This window comes from Psychrobacter sp. 28M-43 (assembly GCF_014770435.1).
In the GTDB taxonomy this organism is placed as follows: domain Bacteria; phylum Pseudomonadota; class Gammaproteobacteria; order Pseudomonadales; family Moraxellaceae; genus Psychrobacter.
The window spans coordinates 2,548,719-2,573,724 of sequence record NZ_CP061739.1 but is presented as its reverse complement, the minus strand read 5'-3'; the positions used below and the strand labels follow the sequence as shown (position 1 = coordinate 2,573,724).

22 protein-coding genes are annotated in these 25,006 nt (G+C 42.7%); 18 read left to right on the top strand and 4 right to left on the bottom strand.

The annotated features are described in order from the left end of the window. Nucleotides 1–78: 78 nt before the first annotated feature. Nucleotides 79–708 carry a 1,6-anhydro-N-acetylmuramyl-L-alanine amidase AmpD gene (gene ampD, locus IEE84_RS10750; protein WP_191114166.1) on the bottom strand — a complete coding sequence of 210 codons (630 nt, stop codon included), beginning with the start codon at nucleotides 706–708 and terminating at the stop codon, nucleotides 79–81. Between the two features lie 151 nt (nucleotides 709–859). On the opposite strand from ampD, the gene IEE84_RS10745 reads away from it, so the two are divergent. The 12 genes from IEE84_RS10745 (at nucleotide 860) to lpxC (ending at nucleotide 16,164) form a co-directional block, all read left to right on the top strand. Continuing rightward, a complete protein-coding gene (locus tag IEE84_RS10745) occupies nucleotides 860–3,019 on the top strand; it encodes an Lnb N-terminal periplasmic domain-containing protein (RefSeq protein WP_191114165.1) in 2,160 nt (719 codons plus the stop codon). A 124-nt stretch (nucleotides 3,020–3,143) separates the two neighbouring features. Beyond that, complete coding sequence (locus IEE84_RS10740) at nucleotides 3,144–3,983, top strand: SDR family oxidoreductase (protein WP_191114164.1); 840 nt, start codon at nucleotides 3,144–3,146, stop codon at nucleotides 3,981–3,983. 80 nt (nucleotides 3,984–4,063) lie between these two features. Beyond that, nucleotides 4,064–5,098, top strand: a complete 1,035-nt coding sequence (locus tag IEE84_RS10735) for a hypothetical protein (RefSeq protein ID WP_191114163.1) — start codon at nucleotides 4,064–4,066, stop codon at nucleotides 5,096–5,098. 62 nt (nucleotides 5,099–5,160) lie between these two features. Next, the gene (pyrE, locus tag IEE84_RS10730) at nucleotides 5,161–5,877 is read left to right on the top strand and encodes an orotate phosphoribosyltransferase (RefSeq protein ID WP_191114162.1); all 717 of its coding nucleotides are present in this window, start codon (nucleotides 5,161–5,163) and stop codon (nucleotides 5,875–5,877) included. 65 nt (nucleotides 5,878–5,942) lie between these two features. Further along, entirely contained in the window at nucleotides 5,943–6,914 is a 972-nt protein-coding gene (gshB, locus tag IEE84_RS10725; RefSeq protein WP_191114161.1) for a glutathione synthase, read from the top strand. Nucleotides 6,915–7,210: 296 nt separating this feature from the next. Beyond that, the gene (gene murG, locus IEE84_RS10720; RefSeq protein ID WP_191114160.1) at nucleotides 7,211–8,296 is read left to right on the top strand and encodes an undecaprenyldiphospho-muramoylpentapeptide beta-N-acetylglucosaminyltransferase; all 1,086 of its coding nucleotides are present in this window, start codon (nucleotides 7,211–7,213) and stop codon (nucleotides 8,294–8,296) included. A 66-nt stretch (nucleotides 8,297–8,362) separates the two neighbouring features. Continuing rightward, nucleotides 8,363–9,802: a UDP-N-acetylmuramate--L-alanine ligase gene (gene murC, locus IEE84_RS10715; RefSeq protein WP_160022333.1), complete on the top strand. Its 1,440-nt coding sequence runs from the start codon at nucleotides 8,363–8,365 to the stop codon at nucleotides 9,800–9,802. 23 nt (nucleotides 9,803–9,825) lie between these two features. Next, nucleotides 9,826–10,827, top strand: a complete 1,002-nt coding sequence (locus IEE84_RS10710) for a D-alanine--D-alanine ligase (RefSeq protein ID WP_224737778.1) — start codon at nucleotides 9,826–9,828, stop codon at nucleotides 10,825–10,827. A 377-nt stretch (nucleotides 10,828–11,204) separates the two neighbouring features. Further along, nucleotides 11,205–11,993, top strand: coding sequence for a cell division protein FtsQ/DivIB (locus IEE84_RS10705; RefSeq protein WP_191114159.1), 789 nt, complete (start codon nucleotides 11,205–11,207; stop codon nucleotides 11,991–11,993). A gap of 164 nt (nucleotides 11,994–12,157) precedes the next feature. Then, complete coding sequence (gene ftsA, locus IEE84_RS10700; protein ID WP_057761435.1) at nucleotides 12,158–13,450, top strand: cell division protein FtsA; 1,293 nt, start codon at nucleotides 12,158–12,160, stop codon at nucleotides 13,448–13,450. A gap of 266 nt (nucleotides 13,451–13,716) precedes the next feature. Continuing rightward, the gene (gene ftsZ / locus IEE84_RS10695; RefSeq protein ID WP_057761433.1) at nucleotides 13,717–14,922 is read left to right on the top strand and encodes a cell division protein FtsZ; all 1,206 of its coding nucleotides are present in this window, start codon (nucleotides 13,717–13,719) and stop codon (nucleotides 14,920–14,922) included. Between the two features lie 324 nt (nucleotides 14,923–15,246). Then, a complete protein-coding gene (gene lpxC, locus IEE84_RS10690) occupies nucleotides 15,247–16,164 on the top strand; it encodes a UDP-3-O-acyl-N-acetylglucosamine deacetylase (protein WP_057762614.1) in 918 nt (305 codons plus the stop codon). A gap of 298 nt (nucleotides 16,165–16,462) precedes the next feature. Here the strand turns inward: lpxC and IEE84_RS10685 are convergent, their stop codons facing one another. Then, a complete protein-coding gene (locus tag IEE84_RS10685; protein WP_191114158.1) occupies nucleotides 16,463–16,969 on the bottom strand; it encodes a hypothetical protein in 507 nt (168 codons plus the stop codon). 249 nt (nucleotides 16,970–17,218) lie between these two features. On the opposite strand from IEE84_RS10685, the gene IEE84_RS10680 reads away from it, so the two are divergent. Further along, nucleotides 17,219–17,947, top strand: a complete 729-nt coding sequence (locus tag IEE84_RS10680; protein ID WP_160022325.1) for a CHAP domain-containing protein — start codon at nucleotides 17,219–17,221, stop codon at nucleotides 17,945–17,947. A 139-nt stretch (nucleotides 17,948–18,086) separates the two neighbouring features. Here the strand turns inward: IEE84_RS10680 and IEE84_RS10675 are convergent, their stop codons facing one another. Together IEE84_RS10675 and IEE84_RS10670 are read right to left on the bottom strand one after the other, a co-directional pair. After that, complete coding sequence (locus tag IEE84_RS10675; protein ID WP_191114157.1) at nucleotides 18,087–18,860, bottom strand: DOMON domain-containing protein; 774 nt, start codon at nucleotides 18,858–18,860, stop codon at nucleotides 18,087–18,089. Nucleotides 18,861–19,079: 219 nt separating this feature from the next. Continuing rightward, complete coding sequence (locus IEE84_RS10670) at nucleotides 19,080–19,391, bottom strand: YhbY family RNA-binding protein (RefSeq protein ID WP_057761426.1); 312 nt, start codon at nucleotides 19,389–19,391, stop codon at nucleotides 19,080–19,082. Between the two features lie 334 nt (nucleotides 19,392–19,725). On the opposite strand from IEE84_RS10670, the gene IEE84_RS10665 reads away from it, so the two are divergent. From IEE84_RS10665 to IEE84_RS10645, 5 genes are all read left to right on the top strand, one after another. Continuing rightward, a complete protein-coding gene (locus tag IEE84_RS10665) occupies nucleotides 19,726–20,358 on the top strand; it encodes an RlmE family RNA methyltransferase (protein ID WP_057761424.1) in 633 nt (210 codons plus the stop codon). Between the two features lie 401 nt (nucleotides 20,359–20,759). After that, nucleotides 20,760–22,655 (top strand): ATP-dependent zinc metalloprotease FtsH, encoded by a 1,896-nt coding sequence (gene ftsH, locus IEE84_RS10660; RefSeq protein ID WP_224737777.1) that lies wholly within the window; start codon nucleotides 20,760–20,762, stop codon nucleotides 22,653–22,655. A gap of 456 nt (nucleotides 22,656–23,111) precedes the next feature. Beyond that, nucleotides 23,112–24,005, top strand: a complete 894-nt coding sequence (gene folP, locus IEE84_RS10655; protein WP_191114155.1) for a dihydropteroate synthase — start codon at nucleotides 23,112–23,114, stop codon at nucleotides 24,003–24,005. Nucleotides 24,006–24,167: 162 nt separating this feature from the next. Further along, the gene (locus tag IEE84_RS10650; protein ID WP_057761419.1) at nucleotides 24,168–24,449 is read left to right on the top strand and encodes an FAD assembly factor SdhE; all 282 of its coding nucleotides are present in this window, start codon (nucleotides 24,168–24,170) and stop codon (nucleotides 24,447–24,449) included. A 52-nt stretch (nucleotides 24,450–24,501) separates the two neighbouring features. Continuing rightward, nucleotides 24,502–24,960, top strand: a complete 459-nt coding sequence (locus tag IEE84_RS10645; protein ID WP_191114154.1) for a protein YgfX — start codon at nucleotides 24,502–24,504, stop codon at nucleotides 24,958–24,960. The last annotated feature ends 46 nt before the right edge of the window (nucleotides 24,961–25,006 follow it).

The window sequence follows — 25,006 nt, the reverse complement described above, 5'->3', positions numbered from 1 at the left end:
TATGCTGATGTGATATGGATGAAAAACTGACGAATTATATCACTTTCATCATTGAGATAAATGGATTGAGTGTGGAAATCACTTATGTGACGGTGCATCGTTTTTCGTTGCATTAGCAACTAACTGGCGCAACCTTGCCCATTCAAAAAAATCACCAGGGTCAGTCTTACGCCCAGGCGCGATATCGCTATGGCCTGTCAAGTGGCGACGTGTTTTGGGATAGGCCTTATAGATGGCGGCAATTACGTCGGCTAGCTTCTCATATTGAGCAGAGGTGAAGGACACAAAATCCGACCCTTCAAGTTCGATGCCAATGCTATAATCATTACATTCAGGTCGACCCAAGTAGCTAGACCGCCCAGCATGCCACGCCCGTTCGTTGAAATTGACAAACTGAGTGATAGCGCCATCACGTTCGATAAATAAATGCGCTGATACTTCTGCGCCTTTGATTGTTTGAAAGTAAGGATGAGCATCCCAGTCCAATTGATTAGTAAATAATGCTTTCACATAATGTGTGCCACTAGTGTCGCAGGCACCAAATTCATTCGGTGGTAGGCTGATATTGTGTACGACGATTGCGTCAATACTTAAACCTTTTGGCCTTACATTGTAATTAGGTGAGGCTAGCCAAATGGCTGCTGATAGTAGACCATCTTTGATAGTCATTGGCGACGTAGATGATGAGTTTGGCAATGATGCAGACATAATGCTCTCTTTTTATACTAGTATTGATAATGGTGTGATAAACAATCTATCTAAATAGTTAAATGATAGTGGGCGATGTGTTTGGTTTTTTGACCCAGAAACTTTAATAACGCTGATAGCGTATGAATAATAACGTGCGAGATTCTACCTCATGTCTATAAAACTGACGTCCATACCTATCGATTGTACGCTAATGACCATTGGCCTGCGAGCACGTCTGCCATTAGCTGTAGCAGGGTTATTGCTCTCGGCTCAAACACAGGCATTTCTACCAACGCCACTGTCCGTCCTTGAATCAGATGCATTGTCACCTGACGCATCTAGCATCGTACCTACTAGCATAGCACCTACTTATTCTAATTCAGATGCATTATCCGAGCCGGATAATATTAATAGTGCTGAACCTAATATTCAAAATAGTACTTTATCTGAATCAAGCTTAAAGACAGAGCAGCTGCTATCGACATGGCGTCAACAAGTAAAAGCAGACAAATTGGCACAGCATACAACATGGCGACGCTTGTTGTATTTTTACGATGATAAAAACAGTGTATTCGGTAAAAAGAAAACCGAGAGTTTGGTTGATGATCCAAGCTTTTTCTTAAGTAAAAATGGTCAACGAGATTCAGGTGCAGAGTTGGATGCGATGCTCGCGGCACTTGCACAAGAGTTGGCATCATCAGTAACTGAGCACAACCAAGCAAAAACTGATACCAATAATAATTCTGTCTTATGTCGTTTTCCAGCGCGAGTGGCATGGTTGACAGAGGTGCTATCGATCGATGCTGCAAGTCTATCTGCTGACTGTCCAGAATTGGATGAGTGGATGTCGACATTGGCGCCTGAGCAGCTATCTATTATGTTTGCGCAGGAGTATTTGGACAATCCGCTCTCTGCATTTGCTCATACGTTGCTACGCATTGACTCAAAAGCGAGCATTGCTGATCCAAACCAAATTGATAAGGCTTATGCGCTGAATTATACGGTAGACGGTGATCCAAACGATAGTTTCCCAGTCTATGCTACTAAGTCAATGATTGGTAGCTACAACAGCGCTATCGAAATTGACCCTTATCCAGAGATGCTAGCGAAATACCTGCAAGATGATGAACGTGATACGTGGACATATCAGTTGAGTCTGACGCCAGCGGAAGTTCAGCAGATTATGCGCCACGTTTGGGAAACCAAAGCGTTAAAAATGCCTTATTACTTTACCACGGACAATTGTGCTTCTGAGATTCTGCGTCTTATTGATGTGGTCCGTCCGCAGCAAAACTTACTGAGCCAATTGTCTTACGCAGTCGTGCCTTCTGACGTGATTCAGCTATTAAATGATGAGCAGTTGCTGGCAAGTACCACTTATACGCCTGCTGATAATACCTTACGTCAAGCTCAGATCAATGAGAAAAAACAACAGCGCGCGCAGTTGGGCTATCACAATAGTGCCAAACAAACCGTGAATGAGATCAAGTCTGCGCAGCTCAACCCTGTATCGAGCATGTCAGCTGATGGGCAAACACTGCTCAAGCGTCAAATCGACGTATGGGATAATAATCCAATAGACAGGCATCCGCTACAATTGGGCACGATAGGTATAGGGCAGCGTGGTGACGATGACTATATGGATATTGGGTTTCGAGCGGGATTTCATGATACGCTTGACCACGCTTCAGGGTATCCACAGTTTTTTAATTTAGAAGGGCTGGCTGCGACATTACGATTGTATGACACAGATGACAGTAAGCCGAATCAGCCAGACAGTGTGGTATTGCAAAACGTCACTTTGATTCGTGGCCGCTCTTTTAACCCTGTTAATGCTGCCAAAAAAGGCAATACTTGGGGCGCCAATATCGAGGCGACGCGAGTAAATGATGGATCGCGAGAGGTAGGTACGGATCATTTGGTCGGTAGCGTGGGTTACGAAAAAGGCTGGTCATGGGCATTTGGTACACCAGCTGCAGGTACTGGTGAGATGCCGCCGCAACTGTGCTATACGTTTTTGGCAGGTACGGGGCAAGTAGGACGTGGTATCAATAAAGGCTTTCGTCTAGGCGCAGGTATCAATGCAGGCTGCCGTTACCAGATTAACAATCAGTTACGCGCGCAAGCTGAATTGCAATTGCCATATTGGTATCATGGCAGCAGCGATGAATCCAATGTCCGTGGCCATTATTGGCAACCAATCTCAAGCTTAGGACTGCAATACGATATTGATAAAAAACAAGCACTACGTATCAATGCCAATTACGAATGGCAAGAACGTATCGATGCCAATGATGATATACAGCTATCGTACAGACGGTATTTTTAGGCACTGATTTAGATATTGGTTTAGACACTGAGTTAGCCGTTGATTTAGGTATTAATTTAAAAAAATGGCTTCTAAGCGCTGTCATAGTTGTATAAAGGAAGTTGTATAAAGGAAAACATGCTTTATGAGTACGCGAAATTTACTAATTATTGGACAAGGTGATATCGGCCTACCAGTGACCAATAAACTTGCCCAAGATGGCTATTGTGTGACTGGGCTTGCTCGTAGTGAGCGCCACCATTATGATTTGATAGATAGTGCAGATTTCTTACAGGCTGATGCGTTGACTTTGAGGGCTGAGCAGCTACAAGCATTTACTCATATTGCGATTATCGTCACCCCTGACGAGTACTCGACCAGCGGTTATCACGACAGTTATCTAGCGATTAGTCAGCATTTAGCAACGCTTGCTCCACAGCTTATTAAACTTGAACGTGTGGTATTCATTTCTTCTACTGGTGTCTATGGTCAAGACAATGGTGAGTGGATTGATGAGCATACTGCACCTGTTACGCCTGCGCGTGAAGCCTCGAAATTCATATTGCAAGCAGAACAAGCACTGCAACAAGGCTTTGGTGATAAAGCCATTATTATTCGCCCCAGTGGTATCTACGGTCGCGAGCGCTTAATGCGACTACGCAAGGCTCGTGAGCAAAATAAAGAACCAGTGCCAGTTGAGCATTGGAGCAACCGTATTATGGATCGCGACTTGGTCAATATCCTCGCCAAAGTGTTGACGATAAAAGTACCAAAGCCTGTCTATCTAGCGACGGACTATCGACCTGTTACTACGTTTGAGCTAGGGGTTTGGCTTAGTGAGCAGGTTGGCGAGACACCTCCTACTATTGATAATACAAAAACCTCAGTGACAGGAAAACGCTTGCACAGCAACATTCCGTTAGCTTGGCTTGATTATGCTGACTGGCAGACAGGTTACCGTGATATTTTGAATCATCAAGAGTAAGCCTTTAGAGTTGAGCCCTAAAGAGTAAAATAGCCCTTGGTGTAATCGTTCTTATTTATTTTACAGTCTATGGAGATTTCATGTCCCAGCCTTCTACTTCTGATGACCGTTTATCCCATGCTAATCTGGCAACAGAAGGTGGGCAGCTGGCAGAAGGTCACGTCCAAAAAAAGGCTGAGCAATCGTCTATATTAGCTGATTCACAGCAACCTGCGATCGTACATCCTAACTTTGATCCCAAACAGTCTCCTCTTGATCCTGCCAGACCATTAAGTGATATACCTGAGCCTGCTCGTCGCCTAAATGGTCAACTGCGCAGGCTTTATGGTAACTCGACTCGGTTCTATCAGCCCAATGCAGACAGCTTATCGAAGTGGTCGCTGATTGCTTCAGAAGCACTGGCTGAGCATTTATCGTTGCTGAATGCGGCACAGCTTATCGAATTGCCGGATAGCTTTTATCAGAATCATAGTGAGCAGCCACTAATACCGACATTATCGGATATGACATTGTTAGACATGTCGGATATTCAACAGGCAATTCGGGCTTATCCAAAACTGAACCGTTATGGGTTTTTGCCGACTGATAGCGCTACAGGGGTTGAGTCAAACAACGATTCAGATAATGACTCAAATAATGACAGCAAAGCTCAAAATTCTGCATCATCTATGCGCGCATTGACCAAACGTTATAATCCTGATGAGCTGCTCAATAGTCTGTATGCCGACGATTGGCAAGTGATACTACAACCGCAGCAGTTTGAAACAGGCGAGGGCAGTTTGGCCACGGATATCATGGCATGTAGTGTGGCCGTCCATGTGCTGAAGCAATGTAGTACCCGTAAGAGTATCAATCATAGTTATAGCGCCGCAGAAATATGTCAGCATATGCGTAGCTATTTGCTCAGTCAGATCATTTGTGAGCCGTCACAGCGCCACGCATATCGTCAGATTCGACTATTTGCTGGTCATATTATTGTTGCCGCTTATCATTTGGGTTGGGAGATACAAGTCCGAGCAGATGGACAAAGCTATTTTAATATCTCATCGCGTAGTGGTTTGCTGACTCGCTATGCCAATATGCAGGATTATGAGATCAATGGTTGGTCAAGCTGATCAATAATGCGTACAATAATGCAAATTTTTTGTCCCCTCTTTTTGCTGATAGGAATGTCATAATGTCTCATGTAACACGCCCTCAAGACCCTACGTTTTCATCTCATCAATTTATTCAACTGGCTCTAGACAACCAAGTGCTTAAGTTTGGTGAGTTTGTCCTAAAGTCTGGTCGTATCAGTCCATACTTTTTTAATGCAGGCTTGCTTGCGACTGGTGAGATGTTGTCGTTACTAGCACGTGGTTATGCAGATGCCTTGGCTGAACAAATGAGTGCAGCAAATGATGGTGCTGATGCGCAAGAGCTGGTCATCTTTGGTGCGGCTTATAAAGGTATTCCTTTTGTCGCAGCGACAGCGCAAGCGTTATGGCTACATCATGGCATTAATGCCAAATGGGGCTATAACCGTAAAGAAGCCAAAACTCACGGCGAAGGCGGCAATTTGGTCGGTGCTGACGTAAGTGGCAAGGCCGTTTGGGTGCTTGACGATGTCATCACAGCGGGTACAGCCATGCGCGAAGTGGTCGAGATTTTAGAGCAAGCAGGCGCAAGCGTTGCTGGTATTCTCGTCGCACTTGATCGTAAAGAAAAAGGTCAAGCAGAGCACTCTGCTATTCAAGAGCTTGCCGCGACACTAGAAGTGCCCGTACGTGCATTGGTTGATATTGATGATTTGATCAGTTATTTGGCCGATGACCATGGTGCACAAAACGGCCAGCATAAAGGCGCGACCCAGTTAGCCAAAATGCAACACTACCGTGAGCAGTACGGCGTATAGTTGGGCACTGATGTTGTTTAATAAGTTTGTTTCATATCAACAATATAACGTAAGTGAGTCTTATCATGAGCCAACAAAAACAAGAAAAATCGCTAAAAATACTCGTTATTATGGATCCTATCGAGCGGGTCAATTATAAAAAAGACACCAGTCTCGCTATGATGTGGGCCGCTCAAGACCGTGGCCATCAGCTAGGTTATTGTCAGATTCATGACCTGTGGTTGGACCGTGGTCAGTTGATGGTTGATACGCAGCCGCTTACAGTAAAGCGTGATCCTGCAGATTTCTATACATTGGGTGATAAAAGCACAGGGCCAGTCGGCGACTATGACGTAATTTTGATGCGCAAAGATCCGCCGTTTGATATGCGCTTTATTTATGCCACTTATATGCTTGACCATGCCAAAGCAGCAGGCGTGCTCGTAGTCAATGATCCGCAAGCGATTCGCGACTGCAATGAAAAGTTATTTGCGACATGGTTTAGCGATTATATGAGTCCAACGATTGTGACTAGCAAACAAGCACACATTCGTAAGTTCATTGCTGAACAGCAGGATGTAATCGTCAAGCCACTAGATGGTATGGGCGGCACTGGTATCTTCCGTTTGACTGCTGATAGCCCAAACATCGGAGTGACGTTAGAGGTGCTGACTGAGCTTGAAACTTTGCCTATCATGGCGCAGCGTTATTTGCCAGAAATCAAAGAGGGCGACAAGCGCGTGTTAATCGTCGATGGTGTCGTAGTAGATTATAGTTTGGCTCGTATTCCAACCAAAGGCGAGACCCGTGGTAATTTAGCAGCTGGTGGTAGCGGTGTTGCTATGCCATTGACTGATATCGAACGCCAAGTAGCAGAAGTTGTGGCCCCAATCGTCAAAGAAAAAGGCCTAATGTTCGTTGGTCTAGACTTGATCGGTGGACGTATCACTGAGATTAACGTTACTAGCCCAACATGCGTACGTGAGATTGATGATCAATGCGGTACAGATATCGCGACCGATTTTATCATGGCGATTGAGAATAAATTTACTGCATAGCTTTAGCTATGTTCAGGAAAGTTTTGAGTTCAGGAATATTTTGACTACGTAAAACCCATATTTTGAGGTATTGTTAGTCATTGGGTTTTCTTACCGTTTATTAGCATTACACGACGCCAAGCTGTGACCGATCATGGCTTGGATTTTTGTTATTTCTACTGCATAAAATACTGTATATAAGACAATGATTTCCTCTATACTATGCGGGCTTTGGCTAGGTCATTATTTTTCATAATTGCCACTGCAGCAGTGAGATAAACCCTTCATATAAATAAAGTAAAGATAGGCAGGCGTTCATGAAAACACCGCATATATTGATGATGGCAGCTGGTACGGGCGGGCATGTTTTTCCAGCGCTTGCAGTGAGCGACGAGTTGACCCAGCGCGGTGCGGTGATTCATTGGTTAGGAACGCCAAACGGTATGGAAAATGGGTTGGTTGAGCCAACAGGTTATCCTTTTCATGCTATTAATATGCAAGGGCTTCGTGGTAAAGGCATTGGTCGATTATTGAAGCTACCAATGACTCTGCTATCAGCAACGATGGCTGCCGTGAAAGTGATTCGTAGTAATCAGATCGATGTGGTCGTTGGGTTCGGTGGTTATGTCACTGCACCTGGCGGTATCGCTGCGCGCATGACTAATACGCCTTTGATCATCCATGAGCAAAATGCCATCGCTGGCATGAGCAACCGCTACCTATCTAAACTGTCGACCAAAACGTTACAAGCGTTCGAGAATACCTTTGCTAATAGTCAGCAAGATGCCAAGCTTGAGACAGTGGGCAATCCTGTGCGTAATGCCATCACTGGTGTCGCAGAGCCAACGGTACGCTACGATGTAAATGATAGTTCACCGCTTAAACTGTTGGTAGTCGGCGGTTCACTTGGCGCTCAGATATTAAATGATACAGTACCAAAAGCGTTAGCATTACTAGATCAACCATTTGAAGTCCTACACCAGTGTGGACGCAACAATGAAGCAGCCACGCAAGCGGCTTATAGCGAGCAAAATCTAAACAACCATCGGTTTACTGTACAGCCTTTTATTGATGATATGGCTGCAGCTTATAACTGGGCAGATATCATCGTTTGCCGCGCAGGTGCATTGACCGTGACCGAAATTCAAAATGTCGGAATAGCCGCTATTTTTGTACCACTACCGCATGCAGTGGATGATCATCAGACGGCTAATGCACGCACGTTGACCTCCCATGATGCTGCAGTTTTATTGCCACAGTCAGAGCTAACTGCCAAAAGTCTCAGTGATGAGCTTGGCTTACTCAATCGAGAGAAATGCTTAGCCATGGCAAAAAAAGGCCATGCATTGGCCAACCGTAGTGCGAGTAAGCAAGTTGCCGACATCATTTGGCAAGCGCTATAGTCTGTCGTTTATACCCCTTATTTGAATTTACTAAATTTTATTGACCTTTAATAAAGAGAGATCCTTATGCCTACCTCTGCGAAAGCTCTACCTAAGCGTTTGATTGAAATACCAGAAATGCGCCGCATTCAGCATTTGCATTTCATCGGTATTGGTGGCTCAGGCATGTGCGGTATCGCTGAGGTTATGAACAATCAAGGCTATCAGGTCAGCGGTTCTGACATCGCAGAAAGCTTAGTGACTAAGCGTTTACAGCAGATTGGTATTGAGATATCGATTGGCCATGACTCCAAAAACATTGCCAATGCTGACGTTATCGTTGTCTCATCAGCGATTGATCGTAGCAACCCTGAGGTAAAAGCGGCGCTTGAAGCTCGTCTGCCAGTAGTACGCCGCGCCGATATGCTTGGTGAACTAATGCGCTATCGTCATGGTATCGCAGTTGCTGGCGCGCATGGCAAAACGACAACGACGAGTTTACTAACCACAATGATGGCAGAAGGGCAGCTAGATCCTACTTATGTTATCGGCGGTAAGTTAAATGCGTCAGGCAAAAACGCGGCATTGGGTAGCAGCCGTTTCTTGGTAGCAGAGGCTGATGAGTCTGATGCGTCATTCTTGTCATTGCATCCGATGGCCGCGATTGTGACCAACATCGACCAAGACCATATGGAAACCTACGAAAACAGCTTTGATAAATTAAAAGCCGCTTATATCCAGTTTCTACAAAACATGCCGTTCTACGGTTTGGCAGTGGTCTGCGGTGACGATCCTGAGTTGTATGCAATGATCGATGATATCGGTCGTCCAGTATTGACCTTTGGTCTTGAGCCGTTCAATGACGTACAAGCTGTAGACTTGGTAACGGAAGGAACCAAGACACACTTTACCGTATTGCGCCGTGACCGTGAGCCGTTACGCCTGACGTTGAACATTCCTGGTACACATAACGTCTATAACGCGCTTGCTGCCATCACGATGGCGACCGATGAAGGCGTTGATGATGCAGCGATTGAGCGTGCCTTGCAGAAATTTGAAGGCGTGGGTCGTCGTTTTGAGCAGCATGCCTCTGTCGATATCGATGATGGCAATGTCTTATTGATTGATGATTATGGTCATCATCCAAAAGAAGTTGATGCGACCATCAAAGCCGCTCGCCAAAGCTTCCCTGATCGTCGTTTAGTGATGCTATTTCAGCCGCATCGTTATAGCCGTACCCGTGATTGCTACGATGATTTTGTAGAAGTGCTATCGAGCGTTGATGAGCTATTATTATTAGATGTTTATTCAGCAGGTGAGAACCCGATTACGGGCGCTGATACCAAGTCACTAGCGCGCAGTATCCGTTTGCGCGGTGAAGTTGAACCGACTATTATTGATAAAGACAATCTAGCCCCTGTTATGCAGCGTTTGTTAAAAGCCAACGATATGCTGATTACCCAAGGCGCTGGTAATGTTGGGCAAATTGCTATCGATTTGGCTGCCAATAACCTTTATATTAAGTAAGCTAAAATTTAGGGATGATCCTCATGACAACTGACAATAAAGACAATAAAGACAATAATAGCACTCAAAATGCAGCTATCAACGATACATCTTTAGACACGACGACTCATGCAAAAGATGCCAGTCAATTTGGCAAAGTAGCCGTTATTTATGGTGGCAGTAGCAATGAGCGTAGCGTGTCTTTGGACAGTGGTGCGGCAGTATTGCAAGCGCTCCAAAACCAAGGCGTTGATGCCACTCATTTTGATCCAAAGCACCAAGACATCACTGAGCTACGCAAATTCGACCGCGTGTTTAATGTGTTACATGGTCGTGGCGGCGAAGATGGCTTGTTGCAAGGCGTATTACAGTGGTTTGACATACCGCAAACAGGCTCAGGTATTCTAGCTTCTGCACTAGGTATGGACAAAGTACGTACCAAGCAATTGTGGCAAGGTTGCGGCCTTTCAACTGCACCATTTTCATTATTGACAGCTGATACTGACTGGCAGCAAGTGGTTAATATGTTAGGTCTTCCACTTATAATTAAACCAGTTCATGAAGGTTCAAGTATTGGCATGACTAAGGTCAATCATCTTGATGAGCTGCCTGCCGCTTATGCAACTGCAGTGGAATGTGGTGATGCGGTGATGGCTGAGCGCTGGATTACAGGTCGCGAATTTACGATTGTAATTATCGATGACGAAGCCTATCCAGTTATTCGTCTCGAACCAGCTGATATCACTAATTTCTATGATTTTGAAGCCAAATATAATCGTAACGATACCAGTTACTATATCCCCTGTGGATTGAGCGCTGCTGATGAAAAGCACTTGCAAGATTTAAGCCTTGCAGCATTTCGTGCAGTAGATGCAAAAGGGTGGGGACGTATCGATGCCATGCAAGACGAAGCAGGCAATTTTTGGTTGCTTGAAATTAATACCGTACCAGGTATGACCAGTCATAGTTTGGTTCCAATGGCGGCCAAAGCTCGCGGACTAGATTTTGATGCACTATGTTGGCATATTTTGGCACAAACGCTATAACTGTTAAATCAACCAAATTGAGCAGATAGTGACGACTCTTTGTGTCACTAGAGCTGCTATACCACAGCTTCATGTAAACTTGTGTAAATTCGCTGCTGCTAGTTGGTGTTTGGCTATTGTTTAACCATAAAATACGTTAATATTGTAAGAATAGGTCTATTTCGGTGATATTTATGTTGTTTTGTGAATACAACTGATCACTTATTCATAATTTAAGAAAAATGTTACGTTTAAATGAGCCTAATCGCTGTATATAAGCTATATTTTTAATAAAATTTGATAACATATCGACTTAATAAGCTTCTGCCAAAAATACGCAGATTTATATCAATAAATAGCATGATCAGTTTTATGCAAATATAGGGACAAAGGTCGTTATGGCTCAAACTGTCAACGAGGTAACTGACTTGATGAGTGATAAAGCCGGTCGCCCAAAATCTAAGATCCAAATACCGGCAACGGTAAAGTATCTATTTATGGTACTTGTCTTAGGTTTGCTAGTGCTAATATTAATGATGGGCGGCAAAGCGCTGCGTGATGCGCCGCCAGCAAATATTTATGTCAGTAATCAAGGTTTGTCTGCTGCTCAGTATCGCTCATTACAAGATGTGATGGAACAACAACAAGTAAGTAGCTTTTTTACTTCTGATTTGCAAGCATTGCGAGACATCACGATGGGTTTAGCTTGGGTAGACCAAGTGAGTATCTCTCGTGATTGGCAACGTGGCATCGTCGTCAACGCATTACCCAAACAGGCAGTTGCCAATTTTGGTACAGAACGTTTGGTCGATGCAAAAGGGGCGGTATTTGTTCCTGCTGATAGTAGAGATTTAACACAAGAGCGTTTTGCGACCTTACAGGGTGAGATGTCTCAAGCGCCAGTTATTATGCAACAGATGCAGCAAGTTAATGATTGGTATGCACCGCTTGGTATACAGGTCGAAGATATCATTCTGTCACCGAGAATGACTTGGCTAATCCGCTTTGACAATGGATTACGTGTGATTGTCGACAATGAAAATACGGCGCAAAAACTACTGAATCTAAGCCAACTGCTTGGCAATCAGTTAAGGACGCGTCGAGATGACATGCAGTCTGTAGATTTACGATACAAAAATGGCTTTACCATCGCTTGGAACGTGACACAGAGTGCTGAATCAGAATAGCCTAAGTAAGCATTACATCTATACATAACCGATGTGAGCTAATACGGTTTATTTAGTTTGAAGAAAACATGTACAACATCATAGCGTATTAGTAACGCTTTTTTTAATGATTCAATAGAAGAGCATTACTTGCTCTTCTATTTAGCGATAATTTGTCTGGTACCATGAAAAATAATGAAAATCTGGTTGTTGTCCATCTAAGTGCCACGGCAGTATATGTCGTCATAGGCAATGTTGTCTCTGCAAAAGACATTCGTATTTTGGGCGTAGGACAAGTTAAAAACAGCGATTTTTATCAAGGTCAAATAAAGCATCGTGAACGTCTGCAAGGTGCTATTAAGCAAGCCATTCAAGAAGCAGAAGACACCGCTAACTGCCGTGTGCACAGTGTTTGGTTAACGCTTGCGACCCCTGAGCTATCCAGCAAAAACAGTGCTGGAGAGGTCAAAGTAGAAGATGAAGTCGTACGTGCCAAAGATATGGTACAAGCATTGGCCAATGCAAAATCGCGTGATTTATCATCTGATTATTATTTGATGCATTGCTGTCAGCAAGGTATCTATGTCGATGAGCAAGATTTTATGGTGGATGATGTCATCGAGATGATGGCACACAATATCACCGTAATGTACCACATGATGATGATGCCTGTTGCCAGCCGTCAGAATATCCAAAAGCTATTACAAAGTTGTGACGTCGGCATTGATCATATTGTTTTCGATGCAGTGACCAGCGCTGAGTATAGTTTGATGACTGAGGAGCGCCAGCAAGGCGTTTGCTTGGTTGATATCGGTGCCAGTACGACCAGCATTTGTGTTTATAAAGAGAATAAGCTGATTTTTACACACTGTATAGCAACAGGCAGTCATGAAGTGACAATGGATATTTCAGCTGATTTTGGTATTTCCATGATTGAAGCTGAAAAGCTGAAGAAGTCTCATGGTACAGCTGATGTTAATAGTGTCGATCCAAGCGCCTTCTTTTTATTCAAGCCTCAAGGATCGGGTGACGAAATCAATATTGGTATCTATAACCTAGCACGCATCATTGAAGCTCGTTACGTTCAGATATTTACTGAAGTAGCGCGTCAACTACACGAAGCAGGTTTGATAGGCTATATCGATAAAGGAATTGTGTTGACTGGCGGCGGTAGTACGATTAAAGGTATGATACCCTTTGCCAAAAAGCTACTAAAAATGCCTGTCGTACTAACAAACACCCATCCTGCTATCAGCGCTTATAATCATTTTGATAATGATGAGTCATTTAAGCTATTAAATAGTCAAGTGAATGACCGTGCTTATCAGACAGCTTTTGGCACATTGCTATATAGTCAAAGTGAGCAATTCCGCCGTAGCGAAAAAAGCGAACCTGAAGCGATTCAAAACAATCGAGTATCAGGCGTGTTTCGGAGTGCGGGTCAACGGTTTGCAAATGTTTTAAAGAAAATATTATAGATCTGTTTAACCTCATATCTAGAGCATTCATACATTATGGAATACCTCTAAGTTGGTTAAGCAAGAAAATAAAGTAACATTGCGAATAAATTAGTTTTAAAAATAAAGTATTAAGTAATAATGACATATTATTGTCTATACTGATCGATTTTAGCCATACCCTGTTTTATTTAAATACATTTATATATAGTATGTCGATAGCGCGCCACATGAGTGCGTTACTATGTATCGACTTACACGCTATCTGCAACTGGAGAATCTTTTTTATGTCAAAATACACCATGCCAGATGATAATCAGCTTCAAAACAATGGCCAAGCAAGCTTCACTGTATTCGGTGTTGGTGGCGGCGGCGGTAATGCAGTTGAACATATGGTACAGCAAGGCATCAGAGGTGTAACGTTCGTTTGTGCCAATACAGATAAACAAGCGCTAGATCGTCTTACTGCACCGCACAAACTGCAACTGGGTGCAAAAACGAACCGTGGTCTAGGGGCAGGCGCAAATCCAGAAGTGGGTCGTGAAGCAGCAGAGAGCGAAGAAGAAGCGATTCGCGCATTGCTTGAGCACTCGGATATGGTATTTATCACTGCTGGTATGGGCGGCGGTACTGGTACAGGCGCAGCGCCAGTTGTTGCTCGTATTGCTAAAGAAATGGAAGTGCTGACAGTTGCGGTTGTGACCACGCCATTCAAATTCGAAGGTGGTAAGCGTATCAAAGCTGCTAAAGCAGGTATTGAGCAGCTGACTAACTTTGTCGACTCAATTATCACGATTCCAAATGATAAATTAATGAGTGTATACGGCAACATCTCTATGCAAGATGCTTTCAAAAAAGCGGATGATGTATTGCTGCATGCTGTTCAAGGTATTGCGGAAACCATTGCTAGCGAAGGTATGATCAACATCGACTTTAACGATATCCGTACGGCAATGACTGCGAAAGGTCATGCGATGATGGGTATTGGCCGTGCCAGCGGTGATGATCGTGCGCGTCAAGCGACTGAAAAAGCCATCAGATCACCACTACTTGATGATTTGCGTTTAGAAAATGCAAAAGGCCTATTGGTTAACGTTATTTCTTCAGAATCATTGTCACTAGATGAGATGAGCAAAATCAGTGCAATAGTCGAAGAAATTACTGACATCGACGACGCTCACATTTTCTACGGTTCTGTGATTGATGAAAAAATGGGTGACGACTTACATGTAACCGTTATCGCAACTGGCTTAACGTTAGATGAGAATGCTGGACAAGAGCCAGAAGTAGTAGAGCAGCCAGTACCTTCTGTTAATAGCACGCAACCTGTTGATCCTAATGTGCATACCAGCGCTTTAAATAGTCAGAAGCAGTCTCAAGCTCAGCAGTATCAAGATAGCGTTGCACGTCCTAGTGCAAGTGCACCTCAAGAGCAGCCTAAGACGAAAACAAACAGTATTCAAGACTATTTAAAGCGTCAACAGAATAAATAGTACTTCTAATTTACTGTGAGTAAGAAAAAGCCAGCGTTTTAACGCTGGTTTTTTTGTGGTTAAGGAAAAATGAAACGTCTTGTATAAGAAAAATTATGACAATTTTCTATGTAATCTATATGTATATGATTGTCGAAACGTATATGAGCCTCGTTGTTTTATAGCATTAGGTAGGCCATATAAAGTAAAAATCAGCAATAGAATATTGACGATAAGTGTTATCAATCAAGGAGATAAGAAAATTAGCGCTTTTTATATATAGCGAATAAGGGGTCGGTAATGGTACACTATGTCAATTGTAACAAAATATGTGAGAAGACAACCATGAACCAAAGAACCATAAAAACAGCAATAGCCGTTACGGGTACTGGTCTACATAGTGGTCAGCCTGTTGACTTGGAGTTTCATCCACAGCCGATTGACACTGGTATTGTTTTCGAGCGCTCTGATATAGAAGGTAGTCAACCAATTCCAGCGAGTGCGTTTTTAGTACAAGACACGATGATGTCATCGAACTTAGTGTTTGGTGGTACGCGAGTGGGCACGGTTGAGCATCTGCTTAGTGCCATCGCTGGTCTAGGAGTAGACAATCTGTTAGTTCGGGTCTCTGCTTCAGAGATACCAATTATGGATGGTAGCGCTGCGCCTTTCGTTGCGCTCTTACTAGATGCAGGATTTTGTGAGCAAGAAGCGGCCAAAAAGTTTATTAAAATTATACGTCCAGTACGAGTAAAGCTAGAAGATAAGTGGGCAGAGCTACGTCCTTATGAAGGGTATGAATTAAATTTCGAAATTGATTTTGATCATCCTGCGTTTGATAAGAACTTTCAGCATGCACAGTTGCAGTTCTCTACACAGAACTTTATCGAACAATTAAGCACTGCGCGTACTTTTGGATTTTTACGTGATATAGAAGCGCTACGTCAAAATAACCTAGCATTAGGTGGCAGTATGGAAAACGCCATCGTTATCGATGATGCCAACATACTTAATGCAGAAGGCTTACGTTTTAACGATGAGTTTGTCCGTCATAAAATTTTAGATGCTTTGGGAGATTTGCATCTGATTGGCTACCCAATTTTAGGTCGTTTTAACGCCTATAAGTCTGGTCATGCTCTAAATAATTTATTAGTACGTGAAATACTATCTGACGAAGATAACTTTGAAATTGTAACTTTTGATGACAATGTAACCTGTCCTATCGAGTATTTACCACTTAGTGATTTGGTTATTGAAGGATAAATACAGGAATATACAGGAAGTATCGAAACATTTACGCAATATTACATAGGAAGCCCATAATTACATTTATATAATATGCTAAATTTTGAATATATTATCTATATGATTATATGAATTTTCTGTTAAGGCATATAATACAAAAGCTGTAGATGGTTTTTAAATCCTTCGTTAGCTATATCCATAATCTGGATGTAGCTAACGAAGGATTTTTTTTATCTGATACATTACAAAAATCCATCTTTATCAATGCCATCACCTGCTCTTATTTACATAACTTTACATTTAATGGTCAGTATTTTTAATGATTAATCAAACGCAAAAGAGCTTTTTTGAGATTTTCATCAGTGGTGACATGCTCTGCGGCCTGTGATATAGTCCGTTTTGTGTTCTGGCTAAGCGCCTGATTTTCATTGGCTTTACGAGAATTTGGTAAGTGCAGTGATGATTGTTTAGATGAATAATTATCAGTAGAGTTTTTAGCCACAACGACGCGAATTTGCTTGAGTTGTTTAAATGTAATTGACTGCTCTGTTAGTATTTGCAAATACGAGCTATGTAAATAGCGAATATGATTTGCTGCTGTCATTGAGCTAACACTTAATATCAACTGCTCAGGTGATAAGCCTACAACCCAACAGGTATTGAGTATTTCTTCAGGTAGACAGTCTACCAATAGCTCTTTTATCTCGTTGGTTGCTTCTATATATAGTCGCATGTTGTTAGCAAGGGTTTGAGGTAGCGCGCTACCAGCAAATGCTTGATGATCTATAAGCTGGGCAAGCCGATTAGGCTGTTTTTTTGACATCGTAAGTACTCATCTAATAGGTGACAAACTCGATACTCATAACAGACATGCTAAAAGCAATATATAGCAGATGGCTTATAAGATAGTTGACTAGGTGGGAAGTACTACTGGCACTAGTCACTATTTGAAAAGAATGAACCGTTGTAATAGGGATTTTATCACGTCTATTTGATGATTATATCCTCTAAATTAATTGATGCTTCGTTACGGATGACGAGCAGACTTGTATTAACAATAGGTAGTAAATTTATGAAACAAGCTTTATTAATTTTGTCAGTATTGGGAATGGGTATCGCACAGACGAGTGGTGCTGCCGAAACAACCTTTCAACCAAATAATACCTTGAGTCATACCATCACAAATATTTCTACTTCTGCGAACTATGGTTCTAGTCGCAATATCTATAGCACTAACAGTGGTGCACATGTATATAGCAACGATGAGATCAGTCAAGCAATTGACAATCTAAGCGCTCATGCTAAGCAAAAAGAATATCAGCTCGCTTCACTGACCAGTCGTTTGTCTTATGAGCAACGTCAGCAGCAAGCAAGCCGCGTACCTGACCGCAACTCTGCTCCTGCTATTGCAGCAGCAAATGCCTCTCGCGTCGCTCTATCTAGAAGCTCTGGCTACTGTGCTCGCTATGTGCGTAAAGCATTACAATCAGCAGGTTACGAATTTACGCCTAACCCTTCAGCCTATCAGTACGCCTCTCGTGGCACGCTAGCCCAAGCCGGCTTTACCAAAATCAGTAACGACATGGCACCACAAGTTGGTGATGTCGTTGTCTATAACCGCACGTCAAGCCGTCCACATGGTCATATTCAGATTTTTGATGGCAATGACTGGGTATCTGACTTCCGTCAAAACAGCATCAGCCCTTATAGCGGTACATACAGCTATACGACATGGCGTGATTCGCAGTATGTTGATGATGCATCAGATCGTGGTATCTACCTTGCGATGGCTGACAAATAAAGATCGGTTAAATGAAGTAAGTATCAGTTAAATAAGACTAAAGTTTTCTCCAAACTCAGTAATGCTCTTTATGACATTACTGGGTTTTTTTTGTGCTTTAAACTGGGATGCCTAAGTGAGTACAGCTCATATAACCAAATCAAAGCTCAAATTTTGGCCAATAATCACGATTGTGAAAATCAGGCGGAGAGGCATGGCCCGAGGCAAAGTATAAGTCAGTTTTGCCAAACCATAAGATGACACAAGGATGTATTTGTTCGATCCTCATGTTTGCAATAGCGTATTGTTGATTCGGTAGTTGAGTTATAGGCAGGCTAAAGCTGCGCTCATAACGAAAGGCTGTCTGCGCTACCATTGGAGTGCTAGATAACGGGTTCTCCCCTGATATATCTGCTAGCTCTTTACAGTTATGCCAATTAATAGATGCGCATGTGGTTCCGTCGGTCTCGTACAACGGTACTGGCGGTAGTGTCACAGGGTTACGATAGTTCTCAAATTGATAGAGTGCATAGCGGCCGTCAGGGCTAGTATTGATCTCTATATAAGCGGTTGCTTGCTGAAGTGGTATCTTGTGAGGTTCGGTCTGGTCAGATGCTACGACATCTTCACCATCAGTCTTACAGCCCACAATCTTGCTGCCAGCAATAAAACATTCAAGGCAGGTTTCTTCCCATAGGTAATCAGTGAAATTTACTTGAGTTTGTTGCCATGTTGGCCAATTGAATTGATTGGCTAGAATTTGGCTAGGCAGAGTCACTTGATAGGTCAGCACTAGTTGCAAAGCTGGTTGCTGGATGATCTCTGCACTTACTTTGATAGAGATATTCTCAAGCTCTTCTATAGACACGCCTAATTCCTGAGCATCTTTCGCTATCGTCTCGGTGGCTAGACGGAGGTTAAAAGCTTGTTTCATTATAAGTACATCTCGACGGTAATAATAAAGAGGTGATAGTGACAAGAGAAATTATACTGATTAAGGACACTAATACTATATGGTAAGTATAACCGAGACTATCGGAGAACATAAAAGCCGCGAGCAAGATGCGTCGCGGCCTTTGTATTTCATTATCGTTTGGCTATGATATAAGTGAACATAAAACCCAGTCACTTAATGCCAGTCTATCATGACATATTACTGCGCGTGACGTGCTAGGTTAGACAGTTTTGGGTTGGCATTTGGGTTTTTGCGTAGTAATAATGCCATACGACCAATAGAATGAACCAAAGACGCATTAGCCGCTTTAGCAAGTTCAGCGCCAACGATGTCACGCTCTTCTTTCGTGCCAGCAGGCAATTTCACTTTGATAAGCTCATGATCTGTTAGAGCGCGATCGATTTCTTCAGTAATGGTTGGGGTAATACCCTTGTTGCCGATCATAACGATAGGCTTTAGCTCGTGACCGATGCCTTTTAGACGTTTGATGGTAGCGTTATCGAGTTGCATAGAATTCCTAAGTGTTGGTAAAAATAAAAATGGTACTGTCAAAAACAGTTATTGATCATTATAGATAATCTGTGACCATCTTGCATGAGATCAGCAGGATTTTGCACGATTTTACGTGACGAAAATGTTAAACTGAATGTTTGGTACATTATAAACGCTACTGCCTTATAAAACAGTTATTTAACTAATAGAATTTGGTCAGTTTGCAACCAACCATGAATAAAAAATCTGATTAACACCGTATTTAGAATAATCCGCAACGGATTAATATCAGTTTGTAAGTGATAGAGCAATTAAAGCAGCTAGATTTAGTAAAGCAATAGGAGCAGGTATTTTGGCCACGCGTATCGAAAACAAAAAACTATCAAAGAGCAGCAGTGCTTGGATGAAAGAGCATATTGACGATCATTATGTACAAAAAGCTCAAAAAGATGGCTACCGTGCCCGTGCCGCTTATAAATTATTAGAGATTAATGAAAAAACCAACCTGATCAAAAAAGGCATGACGGTCGTAGATTTGGGCAGTGCGCCTGGTAGCTGGTCACAAGTCGCTGGTCGATTGGTAGGTGACGATGGTATCTTGATTGCCTCTGATATTTTGGCGATGGATACCTTGCCTGATGTGACCTTTATTCAGGGTGATTTTCGTGAAGCTGAAGTGTTTGACGCCATTATGGCAGAAGTGGGTGATAGGCAAGTTGATGTCGTATTGTCTGACATGGCACCCAATACCGCTGGGAACAGTGCTATCGATCAGCCACGTATGATGTACTTATGTGAGTTGGCTGTAGACTTCGCGCTTGCAACCTTACCAGAAGGTGGCGCACTTATTATGAAAGTGTTTCAAGGCGAGGGTACACAAGAATTACGCAAGCAGATGCAGCAGGATTTTAGTAAGATTCGTAGTATAAAGCCAGGTGCGTCACGACCACGCTCAAAAGAGATGTTTTGGATAGCGATTAAATAGTTTTAACATCAATAGGTTGCTGCTCTTGTAAGCGTGAAGGTAAACCACCATAAAGTGTTATTATCGCGATATAAAAGCTACGTCAATTGTTAAATGAATAATCGTGAAACCTGCTTGAATTATGCGGGTTAGCACCACATATCATGGTATATTACCTTTGTTTTTAGCATACGTTTTAGGCAAAGTCGTCTGATAATAAGCGTTTTACAAGCTCAATGATCGTATATCTATGTTTATCTCATACTGATTATTTATAAAAACAATTTTTATGCTACCTATAAATCATATAAGTTTAATTTAGTAGCTTTTTATTATCGGGATATTCGTTAAAAATGAGCAATACGTTTATAGACGTCACGTGTTTAATAAACACACCAATAAGTAAGGGATGGGAATAACTAGTGAGCGACATGGTAAAAAATACCTTATTGTGGCTGGTGGTAATCGGCGTTTTGGTGCTGGTGTTTAGCGGCTTTGATCAATCCTCTGAGCCGGATAACCTTAACTACTCTGAGTTTGTGACCGCAGTGTCAGAAAACCAAGTAGCCAGTGTCGAGATCGACGGCGAACAGATCACCGGCGAAAAGAAAAATGGTTCATCTTTTGAGACCATTAGACCAGCTGTGTCAGATGACCAGCTCATGCCAATGCTACGTGAGAACCAAGTCGAAGTTCAAGGAACTGCACCAAAGCGCCAAAGCGTACTAATGCAACTACTGATAGCCAGCTTCCCAATTCTATTGATTATTGGTCTGTTCTTATTCTTTATGCGTAATATGCAAGGCGGCGCTGGCGGTAAAGGCGGCGGCCCAATGAGCTTTGGTAAATCAAAAGCGAAAATGCTGACCGAAGATCAAATCAACGTTAACTTCGAAGATGTGGCCGGTTGTGAAGAAGCCAAAGAAGAAGTTGTTGAAGTGGTTGAGTTCTTACGTGATCCAGACAAATTTACCAAACTGGGTGCAACGATTCCTCGTGGCATCTTGATGGTAGGTCCTCCAGGTACAGGTAAAACCTTGTTAGCGAGAGCCATTGCTGGTGAAGCTAAAGTGCCATTCTTCTCAATTTCAGGTTCTGATTTTGTTGAAATGTTCGTTGGTGTTGGTGCATCTCGTGTCCGTGATATGTTCGAACAGGCGAAGAAAAGCGCTCCTTGTATCATCTTCATTGATGAGATTGATGCAGTCGGTCGTCATCGTGGTTCCGGTATGGGCGGTGGTAATGATGAGCGCGAGCAAACATTGAACCAATTATTGGTCGAGATGGATGGTTTTGAAGGCAATGAAGGCGTTATTGTTATTGCCGCAACTAACCGTGCTGACGTGCTTGATAAAGCATTACTGCGTCCAGGTCGTTTTGACCGTCAGGTACAAGTAGGCTTGCCAGATATCAAAGGCCGTGAACAAATCCTAAAAGTCCATTTGAAAAAACTGCCAAACACAATTAGTGTAGATGCCAGTTCTCTTGCTCGTGGTACGCCTGGATTCAGTGGTGCACAGCTTGCCAACCTTGTAAACGAAGCTGCATTGTTCGCCGCGCGTCGCAACAAGACCAGCGTCGATATGAATGACTTTGAAGATGCAAAAGACAAGCTATATATGGGTCCTGAACGCAAGTCCATGGTGATACGCGAAGAAGAGCGCCGTGCAACTGCATATCATGAAGCGGGTCATGCGCTAGTAGCTGAGCTATTGCCAGGTACAGATCCGGTGCATAAAGTTACTATTATGCCGCGTGGCTTTGCCCTTGGCGTGACTTGGCAGTTGCCTGAGCATGATCAAACCAGTATGTATAAGTCGAAAATGCTGAGCGATATTGCTATTTTGTTCGGTGGTCGTATCGCTGAAGAAGTGTTTATCAATCAGATGTCAACGGGTGCTTCGAACGACTTTGAACGTGCTACCAAAATGGCACGTGCAATGGTCACAAAGTACGGTATGTCTGATGCACTCGGTATCATGGTGTACGAAGATGACGACAACTCGCAAGGATATTTCGGTGGTGGTGGTCGTACTATCTCTGAAGCCACGCAGCAGAAGGTTGATGAAGAAGTGCGTCGTATGCTAGAAGAGCAGTATGATATCGCTCGTGAATTGATTGAAGCTAACCAAGACAAAATGCATGCAATGGTTGATGCGCTGATGAACTGGGAAACTATTGATCGTGACCAACTGCAAGATATCTTAGCAGGTGAAGAACCGCGTCCACCTAGAGTTTACCAGCATAACGAAGTAAACTTGTCAAAAAACGATGTTAAAGCAACGGGTGCTACACCGCCACCATTACCAGCGATGTAAGTGCTAGCGTATTCATGTTTTATAAAAAGCCCTTTATGATAAAGGGCTTTTTTATTGTCATCATTTTATGAAGGGTTTAGAACCCCATAAGATTTACTGGTATTATAAGCGTAGATAACAATAAATAGGGCGTGTTGAACATTCACAAATAGGCACTGCTAATCGCTAAAACCTTTCCAGACAAGGCATAAAGTGACGGTAATGCTCCAGCCTTAAATAGGTTTGCAACGTACTGCTTGTATGGATCTGGGGGCAGTTTTAGGCTCAGCTCTAATATTAACAGAAGAAAACAGGACTCTTTTTTGCCATTTCATTGTTAAAAATACACGCTTAGAATGACTAAACTTACTATTTTTAACGTCGAACTGTCTAAAAAATAGTCTCTGTCAGTGCCATGGTCGAATGTTCAACACGTCCTAAAGCTGCATTATAAATTTTACTTGTGATGGATTATTCATGTCATTATTCCAACCTTTACCCAACTACCAAGTATTTAGCCGTGATAAAACCTTAGATTTGTCGCAGCCGCATATCATGGGTATCCTGAACGTAACGCCAGATTCATTTTCAGACGGTGGGCAATTTAACGCAGTAGACAAAGCCGTTGCGCACTGTCAGCAGATGATAAATGAAGGCGCTACTACTATTGATATCGGTGGTGAATCTACTCGTCCAAATGCGCAAACTGTGGCAACTGATGATGAGATACAGCGAGTTGTACCAGTGGTCCGAGCCATTCGTCAGCACTGTGGTAATGCCATTTGGTTATCGATTGATACTAGCAGCCCTGAAGTCATGCAGGCAGCGTTTAATGAAGGTGCTGACATTTGGAACGATGTACGAGCACTGAAACGTACTGGTGCGGCAGAGCTGGCGGCTAAGCTTAATATACCTGTTATGCTAATGCATATGCGCGGTGAGCCAACGACAATGAATAATCTGGCACACTATGATGATGTGATCGATGAAGTGCGTACAGAGCTGCTCGACCGTATTAACGAAGTAGTTAGCATCGGCGTCAAACAAAGCAATATCATTATCGACCCAGGTTTTGGTTTTGCTAAGAACTATGAGCATCACTGCGCATTATTAAGCCAGCTGAGTAGCTTGCAGACATTAGGGTTGCCGATGATGTTTGGCATTTCTCGTAAGCGATTTTTAGCAGAAGTATTGACCAAAAGTGGGGTGCAATCCGTAAGTACGACGCAAGCGGCGGAACGTGATTCGGCAGGAACGGCAGCTGGGTTGTTTGCGCTACAACAAGGCGCAAGTATCATTCGTACGCATAATGTGGCGATGATGCAGCAAGCAGTGGCATTATGGAGTCAACTGTCAGCATATCGTTGTTAATTTCATTCTACATGTCCGAATGCATAGTGAGATTTTAAGACTATAAATATTCTATACGCTATGCTTAACGTCTATTTTTAAACTATCTAAACCAATAAAACTATCTAAACCAATAAAACTATCTAAACCAATAAAACTATCTCAATTAATAAGAGTAAATCTATGACAAGTACAACTCAGCCAGAACCAACCAATGAACAGCGCCGTATCATTTATCAAGCTCGCCGCGGATTAAAAGAATTGGATTTTTATATTGATCCTTACGTTAAAGAGCTATATCTGACAGCAGATGCTACTGAACAAGCAACATTTGCAGAAATGCTCACTCATGAAGACCCAGACTTGCTAGACTATTTTACCAATCAAAATCGTCCAGAAGAGGATGACATCTGGGCGTTGGTCAATAAGATAAAAACATGGCGCCATACCAAAGACTTGGTTTAGCTTTTAAAGAATGGGTCAGTACAATATCTAACGTTTCCCATGGTACGCTTATATGACGCCAGTAACTTCGCTACGTATTGATACAGCTATCAAGCCTGCCAGTTATGTACGCGCGCTGCTATATGTAGGCTTGACTGGCGTTATGATGATATTGGCATGGTTTGCATCTTTGACTTTGTGGCAGTATTTACTAATCTTAATAGTCTCGGCAGCAGTTGCAAGTTATCTGATTATATCGAGACCGATACTATTACATATTGGTCAGCCTTCGCTCAGTCAGCGTGACGATAAAGAATGGCAGTTACTGATACGAACGGGTCGCGGCGATGAGTTATGGCAAGCAGAGTTAGTCGATATAAATTGTTATAAGTGGGCAATGAGTATCGAGTTCGATATCGTTGAACCTTATCAAAGATCGTTTTCGACTACTATATTCCGCGACCAAGTAAATTCTGAGCAATGGCGACAATTAAATATTTTAACCAATATCAGTAAGGGTAATATTAGATAGCTGAGTATTTATTGGTCTTATATTTCTCCTTTTACGATGAGAAATC

Bases quoted from the DNA above. Each gene is read 5' to 3' on its own strand.
- ampD (WP_191114166.1), bottom strand. From the start codon at position 708: ATGTCTGCATCATTGCCAAACTCATCATCTACGTCGCCAATGACTATC.
- IEE84_RS10745 (WP_191114165.1), top strand. From the start codon at position 860: ATGTCTATAAAACTGACGTCCATACCTATCGATTGTACGCTAATGACC.
- IEE84_RS10740 (WP_191114164.1), top strand. From the start codon at position 3,144: ATGAGTACGCGAAATTTACTAATTATTGGACAAGGTGATATCGGCCTA.
- IEE84_RS10735 (WP_191114163.1), top strand. From the start codon at position 4,064: ATGTCCCAGCCTTCTACTTCTGATGACCGTTTATCCCATGCTAATCTG.
- pyrE (WP_191114162.1), top strand. From the start codon at position 5,161: ATGTCTCATGTAACACGCCCTCAAGACCCTACGTTTTCATCTCATCAA.
- gshB (WP_191114161.1), top strand. From the start codon at position 5,943: ATGAGCCAACAAAAACAAGAAAAATCGCTAAAAATACTCGTTATTATG.
- murG (WP_191114160.1), top strand. From the start codon at position 7,211: ATGAAAACACCGCATATATTGATGATGGCAGCTGGTACGGGCGGGCAT.
- murC (WP_160022333.1), top strand. From the start codon at position 8,363: ATGCCTACCTCTGCGAAAGCTCTACCTAAGCGTTTGATTGAAATACCA.
- IEE84_RS10710 (WP_224737778.1), top strand. From the start codon at position 9,826: ATGACAACTGACAATAAAGACAATAAAGACAATAATAGCACTCAAAAT.
- IEE84_RS10705 (WP_191114159.1), top strand. From the start codon at position 11,205: ATGGCTCAAACTGTCAACGAGGTAACTGACTTGATGAGTGATAAAGCC.
- ftsA (WP_057761435.1), top strand. From the start codon at position 12,158: ATGAAAAATAATGAAAATCTGGTTGTTGTCCATCTAAGTGCCACGGCA.
- ftsZ (WP_057761433.1), top strand. From the start codon at position 13,717: ATGTCAAAATACACCATGCCAGATGATAATCAGCTTCAAAACAATGGC.
- lpxC (WP_057762614.1), top strand. From the start codon at position 15,247: ATGAACCAAAGAACCATAAAAACAGCAATAGCCGTTACGGGTACTGGT.
- IEE84_RS10685 (WP_191114158.1), bottom strand. From the start codon at position 16,969: ATGTCAAAAAAACAGCCTAATCGGCTTGCCCAGCTTATAGATCATCAA.
- IEE84_RS10680 (WP_160022325.1), top strand. From the start codon at position 17,219: ATGAAACAAGCTTTATTAATTTTGTCAGTATTGGGAATGGGTATCGCA.
- IEE84_RS10675 (WP_191114157.1), bottom strand. From the start codon at position 18,860: ATGAAACAAGCTTTTAACCTCCGTCTAGCCACCGAGACGATAGCGAAA.
- IEE84_RS10670 (WP_057761426.1), bottom strand. From the start codon at position 19,391: ATGCAACTCGATAACGCTACCATCAAACGTCTAAAAGGCATCGGTCAC.
- folP (WP_191114155.1), top strand. From the start codon at position 23,112: ATGTCATTATTCCAACCTTTACCCAACTACCAAGTATTTAGCCGTGAT.
- IEE84_RS10650 (WP_057761419.1), top strand. From the start codon at position 24,168: ATGACAAGTACAACTCAGCCAGAACCAACCAATGAACAGCGCCGTATC.
- IEE84_RS10645 (WP_191114154.1), top strand. From the start codon at position 24,502: ATGACGCCAGTAACTTCGCTACGTATTGATACAGCTATCAAGCCTGCC.